Annotated in this window: 24 protein-coding genes; 14 read left to right on the plus strand and 10 right to left on the minus strand. The window is 41.4% G+C overall.

The window, feature by feature from the left end:
• Positions 1-371: 371 nt before the first annotated feature.
• Both accC and NOS7524_RS17745 read left to right on the plus strand, forming a co-directional pair.
• On the plus strand, positions 372-1,715 hold the full coding sequence (gene accC, locus NOS7524_RS17740) for an acetyl-CoA carboxylase biotin carboxylase subunit (RefSeq protein ID WP_015139869.1): 1,344 nt from the start codon (positions 372-374) through the stop codon (positions 1,713-1,715).
• Positions 1,716-1,916: 201 nt separating this feature from the next.
• Positions 1,917-2,543 (plus strand): Uma2 family endonuclease, encoded by a 627-nt coding sequence (locus tag NOS7524_RS17745; RefSeq protein ID WP_015139870.1) that lies wholly within the window; start codon positions 1,917-1,919, stop codon positions 2,541-2,543.
• A gap of 187 nt (positions 2,544-2,730) precedes the next feature.
• Here the strand turns inward: NOS7524_RS17745 and NOS7524_RS17750 are convergent, their stop codons facing one another.
• Positions 2,731-3,024, minus strand: a complete 294-nt coding sequence (locus tag NOS7524_RS17750; RefSeq protein ID WP_015139871.1) for a YggT family protein — start codon at positions 3,022-3,024, stop codon at positions 2,731-2,733.
• A gap of 294 nt (positions 3,025-3,318) precedes the next feature.
• Here NOS7524_RS17750 and psbX point away from each other — a divergent pair, with 294 nt between their 5' ends.
• Positions 3,319-3,438 carry a photosystem II reaction center X protein gene (gene psbX, locus NOS7524_RS17755; protein WP_015112477.1) on the plus strand — a complete coding sequence of 40 codons (120 nt, stop codon included), beginning with the start codon at positions 3,319-3,321 and terminating at the stop codon, positions 3,436-3,438.
• Here the strand turns inward: psbX and NOS7524_RS30175 are convergent.
• Entirely contained in the window at positions 3,397-3,612 is a 216-nt protein-coding gene (locus tag NOS7524_RS30175; RefSeq protein ID WP_171815333.1) for a hypothetical protein, read from the minus strand. The two genes, psbX and NOS7524_RS30175, sit on opposite strands and share 42 nt — an antisense overlap.
• A gap of 77 nt (positions 3,613-3,689) precedes the next feature.
• Between NOS7524_RS30175 and NOS7524_RS17760 the strand changes: the two genes are divergently transcribed.
• The 3 genes from NOS7524_RS17760 (at position 3,690) to NOS7524_RS17770 (ending at position 5,834) form a co-directional block, all read left to right on the plus strand.
• Positions 3,690-4,595, plus strand: a complete 906-nt coding sequence (locus tag NOS7524_RS17760; protein ID WP_015139872.1) for a Ycf66 family protein — start codon at positions 3,690-3,692, stop codon at positions 4,593-4,595.
• A 54-nt stretch (positions 4,596-4,649) separates the two neighbouring features.
• The gene (locus NOS7524_RS17765) at positions 4,650-5,210 is read left to right on the plus strand and encodes a TolB family protein (RefSeq protein ID WP_015139873.1); all 561 of its coding nucleotides are present in this window, start codon (positions 4,650-4,652) and stop codon (positions 5,208-5,210) included.
• 99 nt (positions 5,211-5,309) lie between these two features.
• Entirely contained in the window at positions 5,310-5,834 is a 525-nt protein-coding gene (locus NOS7524_RS17770; protein ID WP_015139874.1) for a TolB family protein, read from the plus strand.
• 102 nt (positions 5,835-5,936) lie between these two features.
• On the opposite strand, the gene NOS7524_RS17775 is transcribed toward NOS7524_RS17770, so the two are convergent.
• On the minus strand, positions 5,937-6,926 hold the full coding sequence (locus NOS7524_RS17775) for a succinate dehydrogenase/fumarate reductase iron-sulfur subunit (RefSeq protein WP_015139875.1): 990 nt from the start codon (positions 6,924-6,926) through the stop codon (positions 5,937-5,939).
• Positions 6,927-8,288: 1,362 nt separating this feature from the next.
• On the opposite strand from NOS7524_RS17775, the gene NOS7524_RS17780 reads away from it, so the two are divergent.
• Entirely contained in the window at positions 8,289-8,726 is a 438-nt protein-coding gene (locus NOS7524_RS17780) for an AbrB family transcriptional regulator (protein ID WP_015139876.1), read from the plus strand.
• Between the two features lie 253 nt (positions 8,727-8,979).
• Positions 8,980-9,777 (plus strand): CPBP family intramembrane glutamic endopeptidase, encoded by a 798-nt coding sequence (locus NOS7524_RS17785; RefSeq protein WP_015139877.1) that lies wholly within the window; start codon positions 8,980-8,982, stop codon positions 9,775-9,777.
• Between the two features lie 81 nt (positions 9,778-9,858).
• On the opposite strand, the gene NOS7524_RS17790 is transcribed toward NOS7524_RS17785, so the two are convergent.
• Together NOS7524_RS17790 and NOS7524_RS17795 are read right to left on the minus strand one after the other, a co-directional pair.
• Entirely contained in the window at positions 9,859-10,803 is a 945-nt protein-coding gene (locus NOS7524_RS17790; RefSeq protein ID WP_015139878.1) for a heme o synthase, read from the minus strand.
• Between the two features lie 504 nt (positions 10,804-11,307).
• A complete protein-coding gene (locus tag NOS7524_RS17795) occupies positions 11,308-12,291 on the minus strand; it encodes a COX15/CtaA family protein (RefSeq protein WP_015139879.1) in 984 nt (327 codons plus the stop codon).
• 403 nt (positions 12,292-12,694) lie between these two features.
• Between NOS7524_RS17795 and NOS7524_RS17800 the strand changes: the two genes are divergently transcribed.
• The 3 genes from NOS7524_RS17800 (at position 12,695) to NOS7524_RS17810 (ending at position 16,327) form a co-directional block, all read left to right on the plus strand.
• Entirely contained in the window at positions 12,695-13,777 is a 1,083-nt protein-coding gene (locus tag NOS7524_RS17800) for a cytochrome c oxidase subunit II (protein WP_015139880.1), read from the plus strand.
• A gap of 93 nt (positions 13,778-13,870) precedes the next feature.
• Positions 13,871-15,589, plus strand: coding sequence for a cytochrome c oxidase subunit I (gene ctaD, locus NOS7524_RS17805; RefSeq protein ID WP_015139881.1), 1,719 nt, complete (start codon positions 13,871-13,873; stop codon positions 15,587-15,589).
• Positions 15,590-15,706: 117 nt separating this feature from the next.
• On the plus strand, positions 15,707-16,327 hold the full coding sequence (locus tag NOS7524_RS17810; protein ID WP_015139882.1) for a cytochrome c oxidase subunit 3: 621 nt from the start codon (positions 15,707-15,709) through the stop codon (positions 16,325-16,327).
• 216 nt (positions 16,328-16,543) lie between these two features.
• Here NOS7524_RS17810 and NOS7524_RS17815 read toward each other — a convergent pair whose 3' ends face one another.
• The 3 genes from NOS7524_RS17815 to NOS7524_RS29090 all read right to left on the minus strand — a co-directional run bounded on the left by NOS7524_RS17815 (position 16,544) and on the right by NOS7524_RS29090 (position 18,511).
• On the minus strand, positions 16,544-17,614 hold the full coding sequence (locus NOS7524_RS17815) for a WD40 repeat domain-containing protein (protein ID WP_015139883.1): 1,071 nt from the start codon (positions 17,612-17,614) through the stop codon (positions 16,544-16,546).
• A gap of 114 nt (positions 17,615-17,728) precedes the next feature.
• On the minus strand, positions 17,729-18,025 hold the full coding sequence (locus tag NOS7524_RS17820; protein ID WP_015139884.1) for a hypothetical protein: 297 nt from the start codon (positions 18,023-18,025) through the stop codon (positions 17,729-17,731).
• Between the two features lie 315 nt (positions 18,026-18,340).
• A complete protein-coding gene (locus NOS7524_RS29090) occupies positions 18,341-18,511 on the minus strand; it encodes a chlorophyll a/b-binding protein (protein WP_015139885.1) in 171 nt (56 codons plus the stop codon).
• A gap of 310 nt (positions 18,512-18,821) precedes the next feature.
• Between NOS7524_RS29090 and ald the strand changes: the two genes are divergently transcribed.
• Positions 18,822-19,913 (plus strand): alanine dehydrogenase, encoded by a 1,092-nt coding sequence (gene ald, locus NOS7524_RS17830; protein ID WP_015139886.1) that lies wholly within the window; start codon positions 18,822-18,824, stop codon positions 19,911-19,913.
• A 294-nt stretch (positions 19,914-20,207) separates the two neighbouring features.
• Positions 20,208-21,575 carry a DNA cytosine methyltransferase gene (locus tag NOS7524_RS17835; RefSeq protein ID WP_015139887.1) on the plus strand — a complete coding sequence of 456 codons (1,368 nt, stop codon included), beginning with the start codon at positions 20,208-20,210 and terminating at the stop codon, positions 21,573-21,575.
• On the opposite strand, the gene NOS7524_RS17840 is transcribed toward NOS7524_RS17835, so the two are convergent.
• Together NOS7524_RS17840 and NOS7524_RS17845 are read right to left on the minus strand one after the other, a co-directional pair.
• On the minus strand, positions 21,572-22,378 hold the full coding sequence (locus tag NOS7524_RS17840; protein ID WP_015139888.1) for a TdeIII family type II restriction endonuclease: 807 nt from the start codon (positions 22,376-22,378) through the stop codon (positions 21,572-21,574). The two genes, NOS7524_RS17835 and NOS7524_RS17840, sit on opposite strands and share 4 nt — an antisense overlap.
• Before the next feature lie 8 nt (positions 22,379-22,386).
• Entirely contained in the window at positions 22,387-22,623 is a 237-nt protein-coding gene (locus NOS7524_RS17845; protein WP_015139889.1) for a helix-turn-helix domain-containing protein, read from the minus strand.
• A gap of 408 nt (positions 22,624-23,031) precedes the next feature.
• Between NOS7524_RS17845 and cynS the strand changes: the two genes are divergently transcribed.
• Positions 23,032-23,472, plus strand: a complete 441-nt coding sequence (gene cynS, locus NOS7524_RS17850; RefSeq protein WP_015139890.1) for a cyanase — start codon at positions 23,032-23,034, stop codon at positions 23,470-23,472.
• The last annotated feature ends 22 nt before the right edge of the window (positions 23,473-23,494 follow it).

Genomic DNA, 23,494 nt, shown 5'->3' on the forward strand with positions numbered 1-23,494 from the left:
TAAAAATGACTAATAAATAAAAACAAGCAGCAAATTAGCCAACTTTATCAAAACTTTAATTTTGCTGTATCACAAATTTCCCGAAGGCGGATACCAGACTGACAGAAATGTAGTATCTCCACAAGTGATATTAAAAGGGGTGTAGTTAGTGCTGAGTTGTGAGTCAAGATTACAAAGTGAATAACCCCACTCAGAACGCTGCTCACGCCCCGCTCTGCTGACAGCACTCTTTACTCAGAACTACGGTTGTGCATTCTACTCTAGTTGAGGCTGGTAAATCTCCTGTCATAATTTGAAATGAAGCAATCGCGCTGTTGCAAATTAGATGGGTGACAATTTCTATCTACTGGTACTGATATCAAAGCTCGAAAATGAAGTTTGACAAAATATTAATTGCCAATCGGGGAGAAATCGCCCTTCGCATTCTCCGCGCCTGTGAAGAAATGGGAATTGCGACGATCGCGGTTCACTCCACTGTTGACCGGAATGCGCTCCATGTCCAACTTGCTGATGAAGCAGTTTGTATCGGGGAACCTGCTAGCGGTAAGAGTTATTTGAATATTCCCAATATTATTGCTGCGGCTTTAACACGCAATGCCAGTGCCATTCATCCTGGCTATGGTTTTTTGTCGGAAAATGCCAAGTTTGCAGAAATTTGTGCCGACCATCATATTGCTTTTATCGGCCCGACTCCCGAAGCGATCAGGTTGATGGGGGATAAATCCACTGCTAAGGAAACGATGCAAAAGGCAGGTGTTCCTACTGTTCCAGGTAGTGATGGACTGGTAGAAACAGAGCAAGAGGGATTAGCGATCGCTAAAGATATTGGCTACCCAGTCATGATTAAAGCCACAGCAGGTGGTGGTGGTAGGGGTATGCGCTTAGTGCGATCGGAAGATGAATTTGTCAAACTGTTTTTAGCTGCCCAAGGTGAAGCAGGTGCAGCCTTTGGCAATGCTGGCGTTTATATCGAAAAATTTATCGAACGTCCCCGCCACATTGAATTTCAAATTTTGGCGGATAATTACGGCAACGTCATCCATCTAGGTGAACGGGATTGCTCAATTCAACGCCGCAACCAAAAGCTACTAGAAGAATCTCCCAGTCCTGCACTTGACTCAGACCTCCGGGAAAAAATGGGACAAGCCGCAGTGAAAGCTGCCCAGTTCATTAACTACACCGGAGCAGGTACTATTGAGTTTCTCTTAGATAAATCCGGTAACTTTTACTTTATGGAAATGAACACCCGGATTCAGGTGGAACATCCTGTGACAGAGATGGTAACTGGGGTGGACTTGCTAGTGGAACAAATTAGAATTGCCCAAGGGGAAAGACTGCGGCTAACTCAAGACCAAGTGGTTTTGAGGGGTCATGCGATCGAATGCCGGATTAACGCCGAAGACCCCGATCATGATTTTCGTCCCGCCCCTGGACGTATCAGTGGTTATCTCCCCCCTGGCGGTCCCGGTGTGCGAATTGATTCCCACGTTTACACCGATTACCAAATTCCCCCTTACTATGACTCACTGATTGGTAAATTAATTGTTTGGGGACCGGATCGCGCAACTGCGATTAATCGCATGAAACGCGCTTTAAGAGAGTGTGCCATCACCGGACTACCTACAACGATTGGATTCCATCAAAAAATCATGGAAAACCATCAGTTTTTAGAAGGTAATGTTTACACGAATTTTATTCAGGAAATGAAACTTTAGGGACTGGGGACTCGGAAGTAGAAAGGTAAAGGGTAAAGCGTAAAAGGCTGAGATCTTATTTTCAGGTGGGGTTGCAAAGTCATTTGTAGCCCCTTAACAGAAGCGTTAGTCCGTCCATCAAAATTAGGGGTTTGATCCATCACACATCCATCACATAATCGATCTGGTAGACTTAAGGCATTGATTGGGCTAAGTTGACCTATGACTATTACGATCAACCAACCAATACAACAGAAGCCACTTAGCTTTGACGAGTTTATCGGCCGTTATGGTGGTGATAACCGCTATGAACTCATCGATGGAGAAGTGTTTGACTTGGAACCAACAGGAAAGCATGAAGAGGTTGCAGCCTTCATTACCGCAAAGTTATGTGTCCAGATGGACGGAACAGGCTTACCTTGGTTTGTCCTTCAGCGAGGACTATTGCGCCCTTCTAACATTGGTATGACAGCATTTCGACCTGATGTTGCAGTTGTTGATCGAGATGAACTTAGCAAAGAACTGCTTTGGTCTGAGCAGTCGATCCTGACCCTGGGCAGTTCGATTAAATTTGTGGCGGAAGTTGTTAGTAGCAACTGGCAAAATGATTATGCCCGTAAGGTTGAAGAATACGCGGTTTTAGGCATTCCCGAATATTGGATTGCAGACTACGCAGGTAATGGTGGTACTCGATACATTGGGAAGCCCAAACAACCGACCCTCTCTATTTGTGCGCTAATGAATGGGGAGTATGACATTCAGCAATTTCGGGGAAATCAAACCATCAACTCTTTAACCTTCCCAAATTTAAAACTTACGGCTGAACAGGTTTTGAGGGCTGGTAGGTAAAATTGCCATGTTTGATTAACCTCAATGTGAGATCGATATGTATTAGAGCGATCGCTGCTTCTAAGCGATTTGCTCAGGCTGATCCTCTTCATGCAGAGAGTGATCGCCGCTTCTGTTGAGAATAAGGCGATCGCTTTGTTACCTGCACTAAGGCATCATAGCCATTCTAAAAACTGATGCCCAGTTTTTAACTGACACGAGACATCATAGTCAGTAAACCTTGCTGACCTAAGAGAATTTCTCGTAGCAAACTAAAGATACCCACCCAAATAATTGGGGTAATGTCAACTCCACCTATGGGGGATACCAATTTTCGCAAAGGAATTAAAAATGGTTCGGTTGGCCAGGCAATCAGATTAAAAGGCAACCGATTCAAATCCACCTGGGGATACCAAGTGAGAATGATGCGGAAAATGAATAAGAACGTCATTAACCCCAGCAAAGGGCCGAGAATCCAAACAGTCAGGTTAACAGCAGTCATGGACTTGATCTGAGCTACTATTTGTGGACAGAGAAAAAACTGCGAGCAGAAGCTGAAAGTTTTAAGCTTTGTAAAGCATTCTCTCTCTAAATTTTAACCAAATACTGTCACTGATCAGCGAGTATCAAAAAGCGACTAAACTCAAGACTTCATTCAATCTGGCATAGTTTTCCCTACTTTCTCTAAAACTATAGCCTGTAACCTGTCCCTATTCCCTTGCAAAATCATAGGCTTCTCAAGGATGTGATACACCATTAGAATTATGATGAAGTGTGTAAAAAAAGGTTGAGATCCATGACACCATCTTTAGCAAACTTTCTTTGGAGTCTAGCTTGGGGTACTGCTATTGTTGTTATCCCTGCCACCGTTGGTTTAATTTTCATCAGCCAAAAAGATAAAATCCAACGTTCCTAGTGGTGGTGAGAGTTTTGTTGACTCTCTCCAGTTTTTGTCTGTCAGCGATCGCCTGTACCAAAAGCAAAAATTTTGAGCATCGGGAGCAGGATATACTAAGCTGACAGACTTCAGCATTTTTAGCTTGCGGTAAATAGCTTCAGAGCTTCTTTGCCAGATGCTTTGAAGCTTCAATATTATTAATGTGATTGTTTAGAGTAGTGATTTTAAGTGTGACTCGTTAACATAGATTTGATATTGGGAAAAGAACAATGCTAAATTTTGGGCTGAACTCAGCCAGTGTTCTGGCTCAGGTGAATTTTGGGACGAACTCAGCCAGTATTCTAGGAATTTTCCTGGCTGTGGCTGGGGCAGCACTGTATTTTCTCCGGACTGTGCGTCCAGAACTGTCAAGGGATCAAGATATCTTCTTTGCGGCTGTGGGCTTACTGTGCGGCTTTATTCTCATCTTCCAAGGATGGCGCTTAGACCCAATTTTGCAATTTGGCCAGCTGCTATTAGTGGGGACAACTGTATTTTTTGCGGTTGAAAGTATTCGTTTGCGAAGTATTGCTACCCAACAAGCCAAGCGTAATACTCCGATTGTGGATGAAGAACGTCCAGTCAGCAATCGCTATTCATATAATCGGCGTGGATACGAGGCTGAAGTTGAATCAGACTTAGAACCACTGCCTTATCAAGAGGAAGAAGAGGAAGAACGACCTGTACGTGCTAGGATTCGCCCTAGTAGAGATGACCGCTCCTCTCGTGATGACTATTATGAGGAACAACCCCCACGTCGTGATCGCCGCCCCAGTAGTGACAGACAACCACCAACAGATAAAAGTCGTCGCCGTTCTAGCCGTTCTGCCAGTCGTCCTACTGACAGGTATGAACAAGAAGACTGGGGTGCTTCTTCTAGGGAAGTAGTGGATGATTGGGAAAGTTCCAGTCGAGAAAACAGAAAACCTTCTCGTCGCACTAATGACACTTCCTCACGCTCAGACATGAACGAGGATACCCCACCCAGACCAAGAAAACGCCGTCCACCAGCTGATACTACTCCTCGCAGACCCATAGAAGATGATGATGCAATCCCAACTGATTACGTACCGTATAAACCGATAGATGTATCAGATGAAGAATCTGATAATTCTACCGATTTTGAGGATGTATAAAGTGGTCGGGATAGATGTAAGCTTAGAGGCGATGGCAAAAAATAAATAGTTGAGGTGAAAAAGTTTACTTCTCAGTTTTGGCTCCAAAGACCAATTCATTGGAGCCTGGTTTTTACCTTGGTAGGGTTACTAGGCTCTTGTGGCTCAGGTGATATTCCTCTTGGCCCTACTTCCCTCAATAGTCGCTACACAGAAGAGCAACCAGCCTTAAGTGGTAATGGTCGCTTTTTAGCGTTTATTTCCAATCGCAATGGTAGTCATCAATTACTGGTGTATGATTTACAACAGCAAAGTTTTATGCCGACACCAGGGTTAAATCGGCGCGAGACAATTATTGAAAGTCCAAGTCTCAGTTACACGGGGCGTTATATTGCTTACCTTACCAGCGACCAAGGTAGGCCAGTAGTAGCACTTTACGATCGCGCCACACAACAATCACAAATTGTCACCCCAACTTATCGCGGTTGGGTCAGAAATCCTGGTATTAGTCCAGATGGGCGTTATATTGTTTTTGAAACTGCCGCCCGTGGACAGTGGGATATTGAAGTTCTCGATAGAGGGCCGAATGTTGAGTTAGATATTCCCAATGGTGCAACTGTAACTCCTGCTGAGTAGGGGAGTGGGGAGTGCGGGGAGATGAGGAAGTGGGGGGAGATGAGGGAGAACTAATAACTATTGCCTATTGCAAGAGTGCCTATTGCCTATTATTGACTAATGACTAAACGTATTTTTATTCCTATATTTGCTTGTGCAACTTTATTGAGTGGTTGTTTTGGCTATCCCCGGTTGGTGAGTTATCCCTTTGATCCGGGAGGGAGGGGTATCAACAGCCTTGCTTCGGAACTCAATCCACAAACTTCTGGTAGATATATTGTGTTTACAAGCGATCGCCGGGGTAGCCAGGATGTTTATATGTTTGATACCCTGACGCGCAATTTAATTGATTTACCAGGGTTAAATGCTTTAGATACAATTGCCTCTCATCCTAGCGTTTCTGATAGTGGTCGTTATATTGTGTTTGCGGCTAGTCGTCAGGGGCGATCGGCGATTTTTCTTTATGATCGGGAAACACGCCAATCACGAAACTTGACTGCTAACCTCCAAGCAGAAGTTCGCAACCCTACCATTAGTGCTGATGGTAGTAGGATTGCTTTTGAGTTTAGCAATAACGGACAGTGGGATATTTCAGTTTATGACCGTTTTGGGCAACCCCTGAATATCCCTCAAGATCCTCGATGAGGCTGGGGATTGGGGATTGGGGATTGGGGGCTGGGGATTGGGGACTGGGGGAAATATAATCTACCTGTCTCCTATGCTGTGGGAAGCTGACGCTACATCTCCCTACTCTCCACTCCCTTCCACCTGTTTTACAGCTTCAATAAGCGATCGCACTTGTTCTGTTCCCTCAGATGGCTCAAATGAGAGGGGGAATTTGCCTTTGGCAATCATGCGTAAGCCTAAAGGAACAAGACTGAGTAAACCTCTCAAGTCTTTGAAATAGTTACCGACTACTTGTACACCAAATTGTCTTTCATCAATCCAGCCACCTGCTTTGACTAACTCTACTAAGACTTTGCGGTGACGAATTGAGCGACTGTCACTAGCTTGCTTGTGGGTGAGAATTTCTTGTTTAATTTTGGTGATTTGTTCTAATGGTGCTACTTCCATTGGACACACGGCATCGCAGTAGAGACAACGGGTACAACCCCAAACTCCTTTAGTACCTTCGTTGTAATTTTCTAGGCGATTGGTGGTATCACTGTCCCGGGAATCGGCAACCATGCGGTAGGCTTTGGCGAGGGCGTGGGGACCGACAAAATCAGGATCAACTTCACGGGCATTGCATTCAGAGTAGCAAGCACCGCACATAATACAGTTACCAGTTTGATCCAGAAGCGATCGCTCTTGGGGTGTTTGCAAAAATTCTCTTTCTGGGACTTGTCTGGCGGCTGTACTCACATAGGGAGCCACGGCTTCTAAATTATTCCAAAAACTATTCATATCTACGACTAAATCCTTAATCACCGGCATATTGCCTAGGGGTGCGATCGTAATTTCTGGAATAGCATTTGTGGATTTTCGCAATCTGGCGAGTTCACTGCCGACATTTTCCTTACAAGCTAAAGCAGAACGGCCATTAATTCGCATCGCACAACTACCACAAATGGTATTACGGCAATTTTTGCGAAATGCTAATGTTCCATCTTGCTCCCACTTAATGCGATTGAGGCAATCCAAAATGGTATTGCCTGGTTCTGTGTCTAAGCGGTAAGTTTGGACAACAGGGGCAGAATTTTGTTGTTGTCGAATAATTTTATAAATAACTTCCATTGTCACCAACCAAAGTCTTAAAATTGCTTCATCAGCCTCATAAATCTTGAGTAAAGGCTGGTGGTTGCCAAAAATGAGCTATACTTGTTGCCTCTAATTCCCAGACTGGTGCTAATAGGCTGATCATCAAAGAGCAACTGATTATAGTCTAAGGATAACCATTAAAATTTTAGTTGTATTAAGTGCGGAGACAAGATTTATATTTCCATATCAGTCAAGATCCAAAAAACCATCGTCGATTGTGATTTAGTTCACTTGTTGAGGAGCCTCAGTAAAGAGAATTTACCAGACCATGAATATACTTTTATCTGCTATATGGGAACTATAGCCAAAATAAATGCTGTTTAGGTTAGCCTGACAACGTGCATCCAACCTCTGCGATCGCCACAGGTTGTAAAAAACCCTTCAATAGTTGCTAATTGCTAATTTTTTGGTTCTTCAGAAGCTTCAAAGCTGATAATAAACTTCTGGTCATCGAATCAAGTCCTTGACAGATGTGGAGAATTTTATTCTTCCCACAGACAGACGTACATAAAAGACAAAAGCTTTTGAGCTAGGGATAATCAGCCAGAAGGTTCATACCCATAGTTTTTTCTCTGGACTCAATCAAGAAAATCACAGGATATAACTCATTCATCAAAACTACTCATCTCAATTTTGATTAATTTTTATAAAAGTCATACAGCAATCATCACTAGAGTCATAAACTGCCAGGAAAATCCTCACCGCTTTTTGTCTCTAGGAGCTAGTGGATTTAGATAAAACTTTACCTGCAAGTTAAATTTAAAAATAAACAATTATTTTGCTATTATTAGTCCATGCTAGTATTTAATATAAAATTACGAAGTAACAAAACCAGAATCAATAGTCGTACAAGTGCGGCTAACACTGCTTAGTTTCTTCGTAATCTAGAGGCAATTTCATGTCTCGACAGGCAGGACAAAAGGGTGTATGTCCGTAAGACCATATTCAAATACCATGCTGTCCTCCGCTTAAGAGTAAGCTTAGGGAAAACCTGACACCTCAAAGGCGATAAAGGCAAGGACTGCAAGTGGGAAAGCTGCAATTTCTTTGGTCTACAACTTATTTGTAAAAGTAAGACCAAAAGAGAAAATAATCGCATTTTCCATAGTGAATCATGGTTTAAAATGCCGTAATATCACCGAAAATAATAGCTGTTAACCTCCTGACCTTTCAATTGTTATGGTCATCCATAGTAAAGGTACTTGGGGTTAATATCAGCAGAAATTCACCCTGAATATGTAAGTCCCCAGTAGCTTTGTACAGATGCGAAAAAGTCAAATACTGGTGTGAAACGACATAATTTATCAGTTTGGAGAGAGTAAGGAAAATTTGAGCATAATGACTGAAACTGCAACCGCGCCTTTAACTGGAAAAGCACTGCTGGCTAAGGTAAAAGAACTTTCTAATTTACCGCGTAGAGAAAGAGCCAAGCAGTGTGGCTATTACACTGTTACTAAGAATAATCAAGTTCGCGTCAATCTCACTGATTTTTATGATGCTTTGCTATCGGCTAGAGGAATTCCTCTCAGTCCAGAAGCACCAAAAGATGGTCGTGGTCGTGAACCGACATATCGCGTTAGTGTTCATCAAAATGGTCAAATTGTCATTGGTGCTACTTACACCAAAGCAATGGGACTAAAACCCGGTGATGAGTTTGAAATTAGATTGGGATACAAGCACATTCACTTGATTCAACTCGGTGAAAGTGATAAGAAAGAAATTTCAGCAGATATGGATGCTGAAGAATCCGAAGAAGATTTGGAAGACGAAGAGTAAATTTTCTGATGGTAGGGGTGAGTTGCGGCTGAATGCTGGATAACTTATCCCTAACTTCCGAGAAAACTTGTATTCCCAATTAAATAATTTTATCTAACGCAAAAATTACGATTAGACCCCTTGCAGAAGTCCCCAGTTTTGGTAGAGTCTTGATAAGTAAGCAAGACATTTATTCTGCAAGAAGTCTATCGTGCTTTTTTTGTATAGTCTGACAAATTTATTGCAGCCATCCATCAACAATCTACTGGCATTGATGCGAAATGCACCAGTAATAGTTGTATTGATGGCGTTTTTTATTGGCTGGATAGGTTTTTGGCTACCAATTGCCGTAATTTCCCTAAAACTCCTGCATTGGCAACCAATAAAACCGTTACAACCAGAGCAAAAATTACCATTAATTGTTTCACTATACCTATTAGCGCCTTTTATTCTGTGGGGAGTTATTTGGCTGACTAATAGCTCTTTTTCAGAATATGGATTTGCTGATCATCTTGCTATGGTCAGTTCCTTCGCGCTAGGTTTCAGTTTAGGGTTACTTAGTATAGCTATTTTATTTACTTGCCAATCTTGGTTGGGTTGGTGCAGTTTTGAAAAACCAAACATCAAGCAACTAGCAGCTATCTGTTTACCTATTTTATTGATAGCCTTGTTGGTTGGAGGTATAGAAGAATTAGTTTTTCGTGGTTTTCTGTTAACTGAACTCGAACGAGATTATCCTCTATGGTTAGCAGCAGTTATTTCTAGCCTGATTTTTGCCGTTTTACACTTGGTTTGGGAACAACGAGAAACTATCCCACAGCTACCGGGATTGTGGTTATTGGGAATGATGCTGGTGTTGGCGAGGATCAGCGATCGCAATAACTTAGGTATAGCCTGGGGATTACATTCAGCTTTAGTATGGGCGATCGCATCTATAGATACAGCCCAATTAGTCACTTACACAGGTACAGTCTCCGAGTGGTGGACTGGTAAAAATAAAAAACCCCTAGCTGGGGTGACAGGAATTATATGTATTTTAGGAACTGGTTTAATTCTGTGGTTATTATTTTGAATTTTGTATGATGCGACGATGCTCCGCCCTAGGCGATCGCGTCCTAAAATTTATCAACGCGATCGCTAATTTGTTCATTTCCTAACTAATTAAACCAATGACTGCATTAACCATACGATGGGTAATGGGCAAACTATCTACTACCATAGCCAAACATAACAGCATCATGTAAGAGATGGAGTAAAGAAATACATCTCTAGCTACAGTGCGATCTTCAGGGTTGTGTAACAAACACCAAGACTTACGGATAAATAATCCTCCCAATCCAGCAGCAAATGAGGCGTAGACAATCCCGCTAGCGTGTAGAGGAAAAACCAATAACAGTGTTGCTACTACTGTAATTAGTGTGTAATACCAAATTTGCTTGACGGTGACTGTAGCACCTTCCACTACAGGTAACATCGGAATGCCAACCTTAGCGTAGTCATCACGAATCATGAGTGCTAAAGCCCAGAAATGGGGCGGTGTCCACAAAAAGACGATTGCAAAAATTAACCATGCTGCCCAGCTTAAAGTACCTGTAACGGCTGCCCAGCCTACTAATGCTGGAATAGCACCAGCTGCGCCACCAATGACAATATTTTGGGTACTATGACGTTTTAACCAATGGGTGTAGACCAAAACATAAAAAATAATGCCGGATAATGCCAGCAAAGCGGCTAGGAGATTGGCAAATACTGTGAGGAGGGTAAAAGAAAGTATGGCCAGAGCGATTGCAAAAATCAGCGCATCACGGGGCTGAACCCTACCGGAAGGCATAGGACGATGGCGCGTCCGTTCCATATCATAATCAATATCCCGGTCATAGATACAGTTAATGGTTTGGGCGCTAGCCGCGGCCAAAGTCCCGCCAGTCAAAGTTACTAACAATAACAATGGATCTACTTGCCCATTGGCAGCAATCCACATACTCCCAGCAGTAGTAATTAACAGCAACGGGATAATCCGAGGTTTAGTGAGCTGATAATAGCTGTGAATTACCTGTAGAAAGGTTTCGTGGTGGCGAGAGACATTAGTCTCAATCATTTTCGATGTAATTCCTTATTTTTCAAGAACTTATGTACAGCCCTTGTTTGAGGGTTGCAAACCTTGCCTTTGCTACTACCATGTAGAGAATGTGGAGCTGAAAAAGGCAGGGGGTGATACCAATTCAAAATTCAAAATACTCCTACGGAGAAGCAAGCTACAAAATTAAGAATTTCAGATGCTATCTAGGTTTTACAGTTCGCATCTGTTGCTTGATTTTGGTGAATTGGTATGAGGGTTTTGTAGAGAGGGGTAGGGAGTTTACTTCTTCCTACTCCCTCTTTAGTTTTTCATGTTTTTTTGGTGTGTGCAGTTCATTAAAAACTGACTAGAAAAAGTTATAAGTGGTGAGTGGTGAGTCCTGAGTAAAAATTACTAGCCTCTAGTCTCTAGTCTCTAGCCATTTCATTACAGCACTAAATAATGAATGGCTAATGGCTAATTGCCATTAGTCATCAGTCACCATAGCGGTAATATCTAGGATGCAAACAAACATGAAGGGAGTTATGAGTTCGAGCCATTCGCTTGTGTATTGGTAGCAGTTGCTGTTACACCCACAGAGTAAGCATTGATTTCACGACTAGCAGTCCAGTCACGTAATGCTAGAACTGTAAAAGCCACTAAAGTACCCAAAAGAGCAGCTCCCACAGATTGGTGAGATACGGTTAGAGGCTCAACTTGCAAATGTAGCCTGAAAGTCGCAATTCCCAGCAAAATTTGTAAAATTAACAAGATGCCAGCCATATTAGCCAACCGTCTCAAAGCTGGGTGTAGTGCTGGTGTCCGCCAGGAAATCAATACTACTGCCAAGGTTGCCACTGTTGGCGGTACTAAGCCAAAAATATGGCTATACATGACACCACAAAGTTGAGAACCTGCAAAACACTGATGTAGCGCCCAGCGAGAGCCGACTAAAGCACCTAAGAGACTTTGCAAGTAAACTAAAATCGCGGCAGTTAAACCTATCCACGGCAGTTTACCAACATTTCCTGTTCCCTGGTAGGGAGTCAGGGCGATGCCAACAATCAGCAGAGTAGTGAAGAATAGCAACGCCGTTCCTAAGTGGGCAGTCACGATATCAAACCTTAACAATTCCGTAACAGTGAGTCCCCCTAAAATGCCTTGGAAGACGATGAGAAATAGGGCAAATGTCGAAGCCCAAGGCAACCAGTTTGGTAAAGCACGACGATGCCACCAAGATAAAACACAAAGGGCGATCGCACTCACACCAATCAAACTTGCATCCAAGCGGTGAAACCATTCCAGGAAAACTTGGAGATTCATCTGTTTGGCTGGCACCAGTTCCCCATAACAAAGTGGCCAGTCTGGACAAGCCAGCCCAGCATTCATCACGCGGGTAGCACTGCCTATCGCCATCAAAATCAAGGTAGCTATACACATCCGCCATACCAAGCGACGAATCACTTCCTTGGGCTTTTGCTGCTCTGCTGCCGATTCATTTTGTTGTTCTAGGACAAATTCATTCATGAAGAATACCTTCAGCCCGCTATTGGTGAAGCTTCTAAAATTTCAATTTTCTTTACTGGCCCATCTCCACCCTAGCTTATAAAACAGGGTTGATTGATTGGCTGTTACTTAATACTTTGAATCACTCTAGCCATTAATAGCCAGAAGCTTTAGGTATTTTTTAAGTTGTCAGGAATTGATGAATATTCATCAATTGGAGATTCCTAAATTTTCCTTAAATTTTCCTAATTATTTGATATCTACTTTTGACAAGTATCGAATACTTATCTTTTACTCAAGATTATTAATGTAATCGAAAAAATTAATAAAAATTTCAGACCTGCCGCTTCCATATCTAATAGCCTAGACTACCGTAGTAAGTGAGCTGCTTTTAGATAACGTAATCAATTCATTTAAGTGAGCCGTGAAAATTCCAAGTTCCATCTGGACATTACTAATTGGCATTGGGCTAACTCTGACAAGTCTGTGGTACGGTCAAAATCACGGTCTGTTGCCCACAGCCGCCTCGGAGGAAGCCGTGTTGGTAGACGGTCTATTCAATACAATGATGACCGTTTCAGCAGGTATATTTTTGATTGTTGAAGGTGTATTAATTTACTGTGCAGTTAAATATCGTCGGCGGGCTGGTGATCAAGAAGATGGCCCACCAATTGAGGGAAATGTACCTTTAGAAATACTCTGGACTGCGATCCCCGCCATTATTGTTATCGGTATTTCTGTCTACAGCTTTGAAGTTTATAATGACATCGGTGGCTTTGATCCCCATGCCATTCATGAAGCCCCAATTATGCAGGAATCGATGACAATGCCTGGGGCTGCCATTGCCGCAACTTTAAACGATACCCCTGCCACCAATGCACCCAACCTCAATCAAGAAAAATCTGATGAGGCCATGCAAGATCCAGCTACAGCCGCAGTCCGCAATGCTGATCAAATTCCGCAAAAGCAGAATGCCCCCGGTGTAGGTAGCGTTGCCCCAACTATTGGTGCTAGTCAGGATCGAGTTGGGCAACTACCGGAGTTAAAAGTTAATGTCACTGGTTTGCAATACGCTTGGATTTTTACCTATCCCGAAACAGGTATTACCACTGGTGAACTGCACGTTCCCATTGGGCGAGAAGTGCAAATTAATATGACAGCTAATGATGTTATACACGCTTTTTGGGTGCCAGAGTTTCGCCTGAAGCAAGATGCGATCCCCGGTAGGCAGAGTGAGATTCGCTTCACACCAAAAACAGAAGGCGACTATGCCCTCATCTGCGCTGAACTGTGCGGCCCCTATCACGGCGCGATGAGAACACAGGTAGTAGTTGAGTCACAAGCAGCATTTGAGAAATGGATGCAAGAACAGGTAGCTGCCAATTCTGACATCCTCAAAGAAGCGATCGCTCTCAACGCAAATCACCAATCTCCAGATGAATTTCTTGCACCTTACACCAAGGACATGGGAATTCACCCAGAAATGTTACATCACATTCACAAATAGTCAAAAACTCCACAGTCTACAGTTCAAAGTTACAACCCATAACTAATGACTAATGACTATTGACCATTGACTATTGACTATTGACTCTGAACCATGACACAAGCTCAGTTACAAGAAACTGCCAACATTCCTGCTCAGATTGAAGAACCAGGAACCAGAAAATGGCAAGACTACTTTAGCTTCAATACCGATCACAAGGTCATTGGACTGCAATATCTAGTCACTGCGTTCATTTTTTACTGCATTGGCGGCGTTTTAGCTGACTTAGTGCGTACAGAACTGCGAACCCCAGAAGTAGATTTTGTCAGTCCAGAACTTTACAACAGCCTGTTTACATTGCACGCCACAATTATGATTTTCTTGTGGATTGTGCCAGCTGGGGCAGGGTTTGCGAACTTTCTGATTCCCCTGATGATTGGGGCAAGAGATATGGCATTCCCTAGGCTGAATGCTGTAGCTTTTTGGCTCATCCCTCCAGCCGGATTGTTGCTGATTATCAGTTTAATTATTGGAGATGCCGCCGAAGCAGGTTGGACTTCCTACCCTCCCTTAAGTTTGGTGACAGGACAGGTAGGTGAGGGCATTTGGATTATGAGTGTCCTGTTGTTGGGTACATCGTCGATTTTGGGGGCGATAAATTTTCTCGTCACCCTGTTGAAGATGCGTGTCCCCAGTATGGGTGTTCATCAAATGCCCTTGTTCTGTTGGGCAATGTTGGCGACTTCCGCCTTGGTTTTACTGTCTACACCAGTATTAGCCGCCGGTTTGATTCTCCTGGCTTTTGACTTATTGGCAGGAACAACATTTTTTAACCCCTCTGGTGGCGGTGATCCGGTGGTTTACCAGCATATGTTCTGGTTTTACTCCCACCCGGCAGTATATATCATGATTTTGCCGTTCTTTGGGGCAATTTCAGAGATTATTCCTATTCACTCCCGTAAACCAATTTTTGGTTATAAAGCGATCGCCTACTCATCTTTAGCCATCAGTTTTCTAGGGCTAATTGTTTGGGCGCACCATATGTTTACCAGTGGTATCCCCGGCTGGTTGCGGATGTTCTTTATGATCACTACCATGATCATTGCCGTACCTACAGGGATTAAAATTTTCAGCTGGTTAGCAACTATGTGGGGTGGCAAAATCCAGTTCAACAGCCCCATGTTATTCGCGATGGGTTTCGTCGGGACTTTTGTCATCGGTGGGATTAGTGGCGTGATGTTGGCAGCCGTGCCTTTTGATATTCACGTCCACGACACTTATTTTGTCGTCGCACACTTGCACTATGTGCTGTTTGGTGGTAGCGTCCTAGGAATTTTCGCCGCCATTTATCACTGGTTCCCGAAAATGACGGGACGGATGTTCAATGAGTTTTGGGGTAAAGTGCATTTTGCCTTGACAATTGTGGGTTTGAATATGACCTTCTTACCCATGCACAAACTAGGACTCATGGGGATGAATCGCCGTGTAGCGCAGTATGATCCCAAATTTGCCTTATTAAATGAAATTTGTACTTACGGCTCTTACATCCTGGCTGTTTCCACATTCCCCTTTATCATCAACGCTATTTGGAGTTGGTTGTACGGCGAGAAAGCTGGCAATAATCCCTGGAAAGCACTCACCTTAGAGTGGATGACCACTTCACCACCAGCGATTGAGAATTTTGAGACTCTGCCAGTATTGACCACAGGCCCCTACGATTATGGGGTACAACACGCACCTGCAAACGTCTCCCCATCAGAGAATCCTGTCTTCAGGGCTGATCCTGATGAGCCATATCCCAGCATCGAGTCCGATATAGAGACTAGAACCTAGGAAGAAGCAGAGGCGCAAGGGAGCAGGGGAGCAGAGGAGAATAAATATTACCTAATCCCCCATCCCCAGTCCCCAGTCCCCAATCCCCAGTCCCCAATCCCCAATCTATTAAAATTCATGCAAAGTCAAACTATTGACCCAGCGAAAACGGAACTGAATCACCACCACACAACGGCAGTTGCTCATCATGAAGAACATCCCGATCACCGTCTGTTTGGGATATTTGTTTTCTTGATTGCAGAAGGAATGATTTTTATGGGGTTGTTCGGAGCTTATCTAGCTTTCCGTTCAACTTTACCTGTGTGGCCGCCAGCCGGAACACCAGATTTAGAACTACTTCTACCTGGAGTTAACACTGTCAATCTGATTGCCAGCAGTTTTGTCATGCACAATGCCGACACTGCCATCAAAAAGAATGATACCAAGGGTATGCGTATCTGGTTGGCAATTACTGCCGTGATGGGTGCGATTTTCTTAGTAGGACAGGTTTACGAATACACGCATTTAGAATTTGGTCTGACGACTAATTTATTTGCCAGTGCATTCTATGTGTTGACTGGGTTTCACGGTTTACACGTCACTATCGGCGTTTTAGCGATTGTAGCTGTGTTGTGGCGATCGCGCTCTCCCGGTCACTACAGTAGCGAAAAACACTTTGGTGTAGAAGCTGCGGAAATCTACTGGCACTTTGTTGACGTAATTTGGATTATTTTGTTCGGATTACTGTATTTACTGTAGGTATTCTTTATTAGTTGTTCACTCCACGCGGACAACTTAAAATTCTGCCCCCCCTCTGGGGGTTTTTTTATCGTAAATTCAAGGGTTTAAGACCCTTCGTCTACACTTAGTATCGGTTGAGTTAGGGTTTAAATCCCCGACTCCAACTGTCTGTAATTTTGAAGTAATGAGTCATAAGTACTGGGTATTACTCATTACTCACTACTCATTACTCATTTAATTACGCACCAAGATCGCTGGATTACCCCAAATATTTACTATCCCATCAAATCCGCCACTAGCCAGCATTTGTCCATCACGACTAAAAGCGATCGCACTCACCCAATCACTATGTCCAATCAGTGTAGTTAATAACTTCCCTGTGGTCACATCCCACACTTTAATTCCATCTCTACCAGCACTGGCTAGAATTCTGCCATTGGGGTTAATTGCGATCGCATTTACCCAATTGTTGTGTCCGGTGAGGGTGTAGACTGGTTGTTCAGAGGTGAGATTCCACAGTTTGATAGTGCGATCGCGACTGGCACTAACTAAATTTTGCCCATCGGGTGTAAAGGCAGCATTCGTAATAGCATCAGAATGTGCCGTAAATGCCCGAATTAATTTCCCGGTATTTAAATTCCATAATTTAATCACGCCTCTTTTGTCGCCACTAGCGATAGTCTGACCATCAGGACTCATCGCTAATGTATAAATCGTATTATCGAAGCGGACTAGGGTAGCTAGTGGGCGTTGCTGGAGTAAATCCCACATCCGAATTCCATCTAAAGCACCACTGACAAGCACTTTACTGTCAGGAGATACAGCCAAGGACAAGACACTAGCACCATGTCCCACAAAAGAACGTGTAAATTTATTATTTTTGAGATTCCATAGATTAATTGTGTGATCACTACCACTACTGGCTAAAGTTTGTCCATCTGGGGAAATTACCAAAGATTCCACAGTGTTGGTATGGGCTTTGTTAATATCACCTACTTTTTTGCCAGTGATGGGGTTCCACATTCGGATTATCCCCTCATTGTAAGCACCACCACTAACCAGAGTTTGACCATCTGGACTAAAGGCTAAAGATTTTACGGTTCCTCGATGTGCCATGAGGCTGTGGATGAGGCGGGGATCAGTAAATACTCCGGTTGCTTCTGGAGAGCTGACGACTGGGTTAGCATAAGCAGGCTTAATTTTTAACTCTTGCCAGAGGCTAATCGGTAGAGCGATCGCTGCAATGTATACCAAAATCAAATATGGGCGTAAACCATAGCCTCCATCGGTTCCCTGACTCCTCACTGTTCTTCCTCACCTAATTCAATAAACTGATCAGTAGTTATTAGTCATTAGTTTAGTAGGCAATAGGCAGTAGTTTTTCTCCTCTACACCTCTATTCTCCACTCCCTATCTTCCTTAAGAACGAGGTTTCTTCTTATTCACAGTCAACATGGGCAACGTTGGACTAGATGAACGAGAAGGCAAGTAATGTTGTACTACAGGCTCTTCCTCTATGGGAGGACGCTGTTGGCTGCTACGCCACAGCTTAAAGGCGAGGGTAAAGCCTGCTGTTCCCAAACCAACAGCGAACAATGACCAGCTATCATCTAACCCACCGATGAGAGCATCTACTACGCCCATCGTGATCAATACACTAATGATGGGTTCTTTTCTGTAGGCTGACTTCAAAAAACGAGGTAATACAGCATTCATCACAGCTTGGTTTGTCCTGTTCACCTTTTATATCAATTTACCTAGAATACCTAACCAGGGAATTGTTCTCTATAAACAAGGCACTTTACAAAGATTATAATTTTCTTAAGTATGAGAGTACGTATAGTAATTGGCTCTATTGCATAAAGTTTTTGCAAGTTTAAGATATCACTAACCCTCTCTAGTGTGCCTCATATTGATCAAGAAAAACTCCTGTGAGGTATTTCATTATTAATGAATACAGTCAAAACCAGCTGGATGTTCCAGCTGGTTAAAACTCTTCTAATTACTAGCTTACAACTTCAACACTAAGAACTACTTAAGGCCAAGCCAAGAGAGAACACCTTGATTGGTAACATATTCAATCACTACCATCAACAGAAAGCCAATCATGGCAGCTCGACCATTCAAGCGTTCAGCATATTCATTAAAGCCAAATTTCGGCTCCTCTAGTTTGGGGGTGACAGTAGGTTGTGTTTGTGACATCTTTGAAAAACCTCTTTTCGGCAAACGGGACTTGATAACGAGTTTTGAGCTGATTGCAAAGCTTGAAGGACAAGATAACTGGAAAAATCTAGTAGCTCCTTCATTAAAGAGCTTTGCAAAGGCTTTTTAACAATTTGTAATTATTCTTTATATATTGTAGAAATAATGCAGCAATCGTCAAGGGTCAGTGCTTTGAGGCTTAATTAATTTCAATTGGGAAACCTAATGTTGTAGATAGCTATCCCTAATACGGAAGTGTCAGTCTCAGACTGGCAGGCTAAATTAAACAAAAATTTATCTGAGGCGTTACATGGAAATCGGCGTTCCCAAAGAGACTAAAGATCAAGAGTTCAGAGTAGGTTTAAGTCCTTCTAGTGTGCGGGTATTGCGAGAAAATGGTCACACTATTTTCGTTGAGACTCAAGCTGGTAGTGGTGCTGGGTTTACAGATGAGGATTATCAAAGTGCAGGGGCTGAGATTGTCTCTACAGCAGAAGCGGTTTGGAATCGAGAGCTAGTTGTTAAAGTTAAAGAACCACTGGCTAGTGAGTATAAATTTTTGCGAAAAGAGCAGATATTGTTTACTTATCTGCATTTGGCAGCCGATCGCAAATTAACAGAGAATTTAATTGATTCTGGCACTTGTGCGATCGCCTACGAAACCGTAGAGCTACCTGGAGCTAACAGACTTCCTCTGCTTACCCCTATGAGCATCATCGCCGGTAGACTAGCCGTACAATTTGGCGCACGCTACTTGGAACGTCAGCAAGGTGGTAGAGGTGTACTTTTGGGTGGTGTTCCTGGAGTAAAACCAGGCACAGTAGTAATTTTAGGTGGTGGTGTAGTTGGTACAGAAGCCGCCAGAATTGCTATAGGCATGGGTGCGGCGGTACAAATTTTAGATGTTAACGTTGAGCGTTTATCTTATTTAGAAACTTTATTTGGTTCTAGAGTTGAATTGCTTTACAGTAACTCTGCCCATATTGAAGCGGCTGTGAAAGAAGCGGATTTACTGATTGGTGCTGTTTTAGTATTAGGACGCAGAGCGCCAATTCTAGTCAATCGTGAATTGGTTAAACAAATGCACCCCGGTTCTGTAATTGTTGACGTTGCCGTTGATCAAGGTGGTTGTGTGGAAACCTTACACGCGACATCTCACACTCAACCAACATATATAGAAGAGGGTGTAGTACATTACGGCGTTCCCAATATGCCAGGAGCAGTACCTTGGACAGCCACCCAAGCACTTAATAACAGTACACTACCTTATGTTGTGCAGTTGGCGAATTTAGGAATTAAAGCATTAGATGTCAACCCAGCTTTAGCTAAGGGTTTAAATGTCCGGAATCATCGCTTAGTTCACCCGGCTGTGCAAGAGGTTTTTCCTGATTTAGTGAGTTAAGATTTTTGCAATTCTGCCAAACTGAAGTTTGCAGTTCCACTAAACTTAACTGTGTTCGCGTAGCTTCCTGTAGGTTAATACATTGTGATAAAACATCAACCTACAGGAAATCCTTTAACTGTTCAGATTCAGAATTTTACTTTTAATTTGCTGCATTTATATAATCTTATAATTAAGATTTGAAATATTGCTCCACTTACTTCAAGCAAAAATTATAATCTGTCATAGTACATTATTTGGTATATTAATTATGTAGATAATAAATTATTGACTTCACTGAACTATTGAATAAAGATGAAAGGTGAATGCTCACAAACATCAATACAAATAGAATTACCTCTACGATTAGTAATTCACCAAAGTAAGTTCTCCTTTGTTGACTTGTTTGCTGGTATTGGTGGATTTAGAATTGCTTTAGAGAAACTAGGTGGTCAATGCTTGGGCTATTCCGAAATAGACAAACAAGCTATTCAAGTATATAAACAAAATTTTATCAGCTACCTAAATCAAGATGAAATAGAGTTGGGAGATATTACAAAAATTCCTGAACTTCCAGCAAATATAGATATAGTTGTTGGTGGTGTTCCCTGTCAACCCTGGTCAGTTGCAGGTTGTTTAAGGGGTTTTGATGATCCCAGAGGTAAATTATGGTTTGATGTAATTCGACTGGTTAATCAAAGTCAACCCAAATCTTTTATATTTGAAAATGTTAGTGGATTAGCTAGCCCTAAAAATCGAGAGAATTTAGAATTAATTTTACATGAACTAGAAAATATAGGATATTGCGTTAAATGGAAGATACTTAATGCTTATGATTTTGGATTACCTCAAAATAGAGACAGAGTGTTTATTGTTGGAATTAGAAAAGATATAGAAAAATGTCAAGAGTATAATTTTCCTGAATCTTTAAAAGTACATCCCAAGGTTTTAGATATTTTAGATGAATTGAAAAATATTAAAATCGTAAAAAAAGCTAAATTAGATGCAAATACCTTATTTAAAGGTGTGATTCCACCATCAAGGACTAGATTTCAAAAAGATGATGAATTAAATGATTTTTTCATTTTTTCAGATTTAAGAAATGGACATACAACAATCCACTCTTGGGATATTATAGACACTACTGATAGAGAGAAAATAATTTGTTTGACTCTTCTAAAACATAGAAGAAGTAAAAAGTATGGAAATAAAGATGGTAATCCTTTATCTTTTCAGAATTTTCAAGAAATTATACCTGATATCAAATTAAATGAATTAGATAATTTAGTAGATAAACAAATCTTTCGTTTAACTGATGATCACAAGTATGAGTTTGTGAATTCTAAGAATATGACAGGTATCAATAATATTTATAGAATTATACTTCCTGCTGCTGATATCGTACCGACTTTAACCGCTACTGGTGCCAAAGACTACATAGCAACAGTCTCGATTTCTGCAAGTCATCCAGAGCAATATAAAAGACTTTTTTTAGAAAAAATATATAAAAATAAACAATATATACCAATTACTGCAAAGCACGCTTGTAAATTACAAGGGTTTCCTAAAGATTTTAAATACCATGAAAAAGATGATATTGCCAGAAGACAGTTTGGTAATTCTGTTCCTATACCTGTTGTTGAGTATGTCGCCAAAGAATTACTTAATATTCTAAGAATCTAGTTTTTAGGTTTATAGAAAATATCATGAAATTCTGCTGCAAAGTCCTCTTTACCTAGTTCTACAAAAAGTGCTTTAAGATGTTGAAATGTATTTTGTTTTCCAGAGCAGAAGTCCCAAAACTCATTTTCAACCCATAGATCTCTAGTGATATCCAAGGGAGAACTAGACAATTTACTTTTTTGTTCTTCATACCAAGATTTTGAAAAAGGATTAAAAGGAATAGCAATACGAGCTTCTAAACTTGTATCAGGGTTTTCAGTATACCTATAAGCGTACCATTCCAAAAGCTGCTTATTAAATTTTTTAAAATCACCTTGATTTGGCTGTGTAGTTTTTATATCAAAAATATACTCAATTCCGTTTTTGCAAAAATGAATATCAACGCCAGTTCCAGATGGAGGAGATGTATATTGAATGATATCTTCTTGATTAGTTTTTAAAGCGGCCTCTTTTAATCTTTGAATACATTCTTCCGTGGGAACTCTCTTATTATTAGGCTTATTTTCACGTTCGGTAACTAATTTATTCAATTCATTCTCTAAGTCTCTAGGAAATGGTTCAGGACGTAATATTTTTTTGGTGACAATTTCAAATCCATTTATTTCTGCTAATGTTTTAGCTATAGGTTCCCAACAAGTTGTTCCTAAACTTGTTTCTAAACCACCAATCAAAGAGCGTATTCTTCTTTCAATTGGAAAAATATCATCTAACACTTGGTAATTTTTTACTTGTTTATTTTTAAAAAAATCTCTAATTGATTTTTTCAGATTATCCTTGATTTTTTGCTTAGTATCTTTATCCATACTTGACTTCAATTATTTGAATCTGGATGACAATTGGCAAATAAATCAGGTATGGATATATTTAGAGCGTTAGCTATTCTTTCTATATTGTCTAAGGAAACATTACATTTTCCTGATTCAATACTTGAAATGTAAGTACGGTGAAGTTCCGCCTTTTCAGCCAATTCTTCTTGAGATAAATCTAGTTCTCTCCTTCGCTTTCTTACATATCGACCAAAACGCCACTTTATATCTACCTCTTTCATTTGCTCTAGTTAGACATAATTAACAAAGTAAGAATCTAAATCTACAGATTATAATTTACATTTTGTGGATTATACTGGACATATTGAAGTTTTTTAAAAAATAGTTGATATTTTTGACATTTTTATGCACTATAGGAGTGATATTTAATTTTTGAAAAAAAAACTTAATATAACTCATAACCCTTTATTCTCTGTTACCTGTTACCCATTTCCTCTGTTCGCAAGTAAGTTTAAAACCCAAAACGGATTCCTATACAAATATTTAGAATATTTGCATCTGATATAAAATCTTAATCATCAATTAATTAATCGGCTAAATAATCGAGTGATCGCTGATTCCGCTTCAGTAATCCGAACAATATGATAGAATTTCCTCTGGAAAAATTAATTCACTAGGTAAGCGACTAAATGTCTGTTCCTGAAATTACGCAAACCCTACTAACAGCCAAGAAAGAGAAAGGACTAAGCTTTGCTGATCTAGAAAAAATTCTCGGACGCGATGAAGTCTGGATTGCTGCTGTATTCTATCGTCAAGCCAGTGCTTCTGAGGAAGAGGCGCGGTTAATTATAGACGCATTGGATTTAGCCCCAATCTATATTCAAGAATTGACAGAGTACCCAGTCAAAGGATTAGGGCCTGTCGTCCCAACCGATCCATTGATTTATCGGTTCTACGAGATTATGCAGGTGTATGGCTTCCCTATTAAGGAAGTTATACAAGAAAAATTTGGCGATGGGATTATGAGTGCCATTGATTTTACCTTGGATGTGGAGAAGGAAGAAGACCCCAAAGGCGATCGCGTTAAAATTACTATGTCTGGTAAGTTCCTACCTTACAAAAAGTGGTAGTCTTTCAGTCATTGAGATAATT

The sequence above is a fragment of the Nostoc sp. PCC 7524 genome, from assembly GCF_000316645.1.
In the GTDB taxonomy this organism is placed as follows: domain Bacteria; phylum Cyanobacteriota; class Cyanobacteriia; order Cyanobacteriales; family Nostocaceae; genus Trichormus.

Excerpts from the sequence above, each read along its gene's own strand:
- accC (WP_015139869.1), top strand. The coding sequence starts at position 372 with ATGAAGTTTGACAAAATATTAATTGCCAATCGGGGAGAAATCGCCCTT.
- NOS7524_RS17745 (WP_015139870.1), top strand. The coding sequence starts at position 1,917 with ATGACTATTACGATCAACCAACCAATACAACAGAAGCCACTTAGCTTT.
- NOS7524_RS17750 (WP_015139871.1), bottom strand. The coding sequence starts at position 3,024 with ATGACTGCTGTTAACCTGACTGTTTGGATTCTCGGCCCTTTGCTGGGG.
- psbX (WP_015112477.1), top strand. The coding sequence starts at position 3,319 with ATGACACCATCTTTAGCAAACTTTCTTTGGAGTCTAGCTTGGGGTACT.
- NOS7524_RS17760 (WP_015139872.1), top strand. The coding sequence starts at position 3,690 with ATGCTAAATTTTGGGCTGAACTCAGCCAGTGTTCTGGCTCAGGTGAAT.
- NOS7524_RS17770 (WP_015139874.1), top strand. The coding sequence starts at position 5,310 with ATGACTAAACGTATTTTTATTCCTATATTTGCTTGTGCAACTTTATTG.
- NOS7524_RS17775 (WP_015139875.1), bottom strand. The coding sequence starts at position 6,926 with ATGGAAGTTATTTATAAAATTATTCGACAACAACAAAATTCTGCCCCT.
- NOS7524_RS17780 (WP_015139876.1), top strand. The coding sequence starts at position 8,289 with ATGACTGAAACTGCAACCGCGCCTTTAACTGGAAAAGCACTGCTGGCT.
- NOS7524_RS17785 (WP_015139877.1), top strand. The coding sequence starts at position 8,980 with ATGCGAAATGCACCAGTAATAGTTGTATTGATGGCGTTTTTTATTGGC.
- NOS7524_RS17790 (WP_015139878.1), bottom strand. The coding sequence starts at position 10,803 with ATGATTGAGACTAATGTCTCTCGCCACCACGAAACCTTTCTACAGGTA.
- NOS7524_RS17795 (WP_015139879.1), bottom strand. The coding sequence starts at position 12,291 with ATGAATGAATTTGTCCTAGAACAACAAAATGAATCGGCAGCAGAGCAG.
- ctaD (WP_015139881.1), top strand. The coding sequence starts at position 13,871 with ATGACACAAGCTCAGTTACAAGAAACTGCCAACATTCCTGCTCAGATT.
- NOS7524_RS17810 (WP_015139882.1), top strand. The coding sequence starts at position 15,707 with ATGCAAAGTCAAACTATTGACCCAGCGAAAACGGAACTGAATCACCAC.
- NOS7524_RS17820 (WP_015139884.1), bottom strand. The coding sequence starts at position 18,025 with ATGAATGCTGTATTACCTCGTTTTTTGAAGTCAGCCTACAGAAAAGAA.
- NOS7524_RS29090 (WP_015139885.1), bottom strand. The coding sequence starts at position 18,511 with ATGTCACAAACACAACCTACTGTCACCCCCAAACTAGAGGAGCCGAAA.
- ald (WP_015139886.1), top strand. The coding sequence starts at position 18,822 with ATGGAAATCGGCGTTCCCAAAGAGACTAAAGATCAAGAGTTCAGAGTA.
- NOS7524_RS17835 (WP_015139887.1), top strand. The coding sequence starts at position 20,208 with ATGAAAGGTGAATGCTCACAAACATCAATACAAATAGAATTACCTCTA.
- NOS7524_RS17840 (WP_015139888.1), bottom strand. The coding sequence starts at position 22,378 with ATGGATAAAGATACTAAGCAAAAAATCAAGGATAATCTGAAAAAATCA.
- NOS7524_RS17845 (WP_015139889.1), bottom strand. The coding sequence starts at position 22,623 with ATGAAAGAGGTAGATATAAAGTGGCGTTTTGGTCGATATGTAAGAAAG.
- cynS (WP_015139890.1), top strand. The coding sequence starts at position 23,032 with ATGTCTGTTCCTGAAATTACGCAAACCCTACTAACAGCCAAGAAAGAG.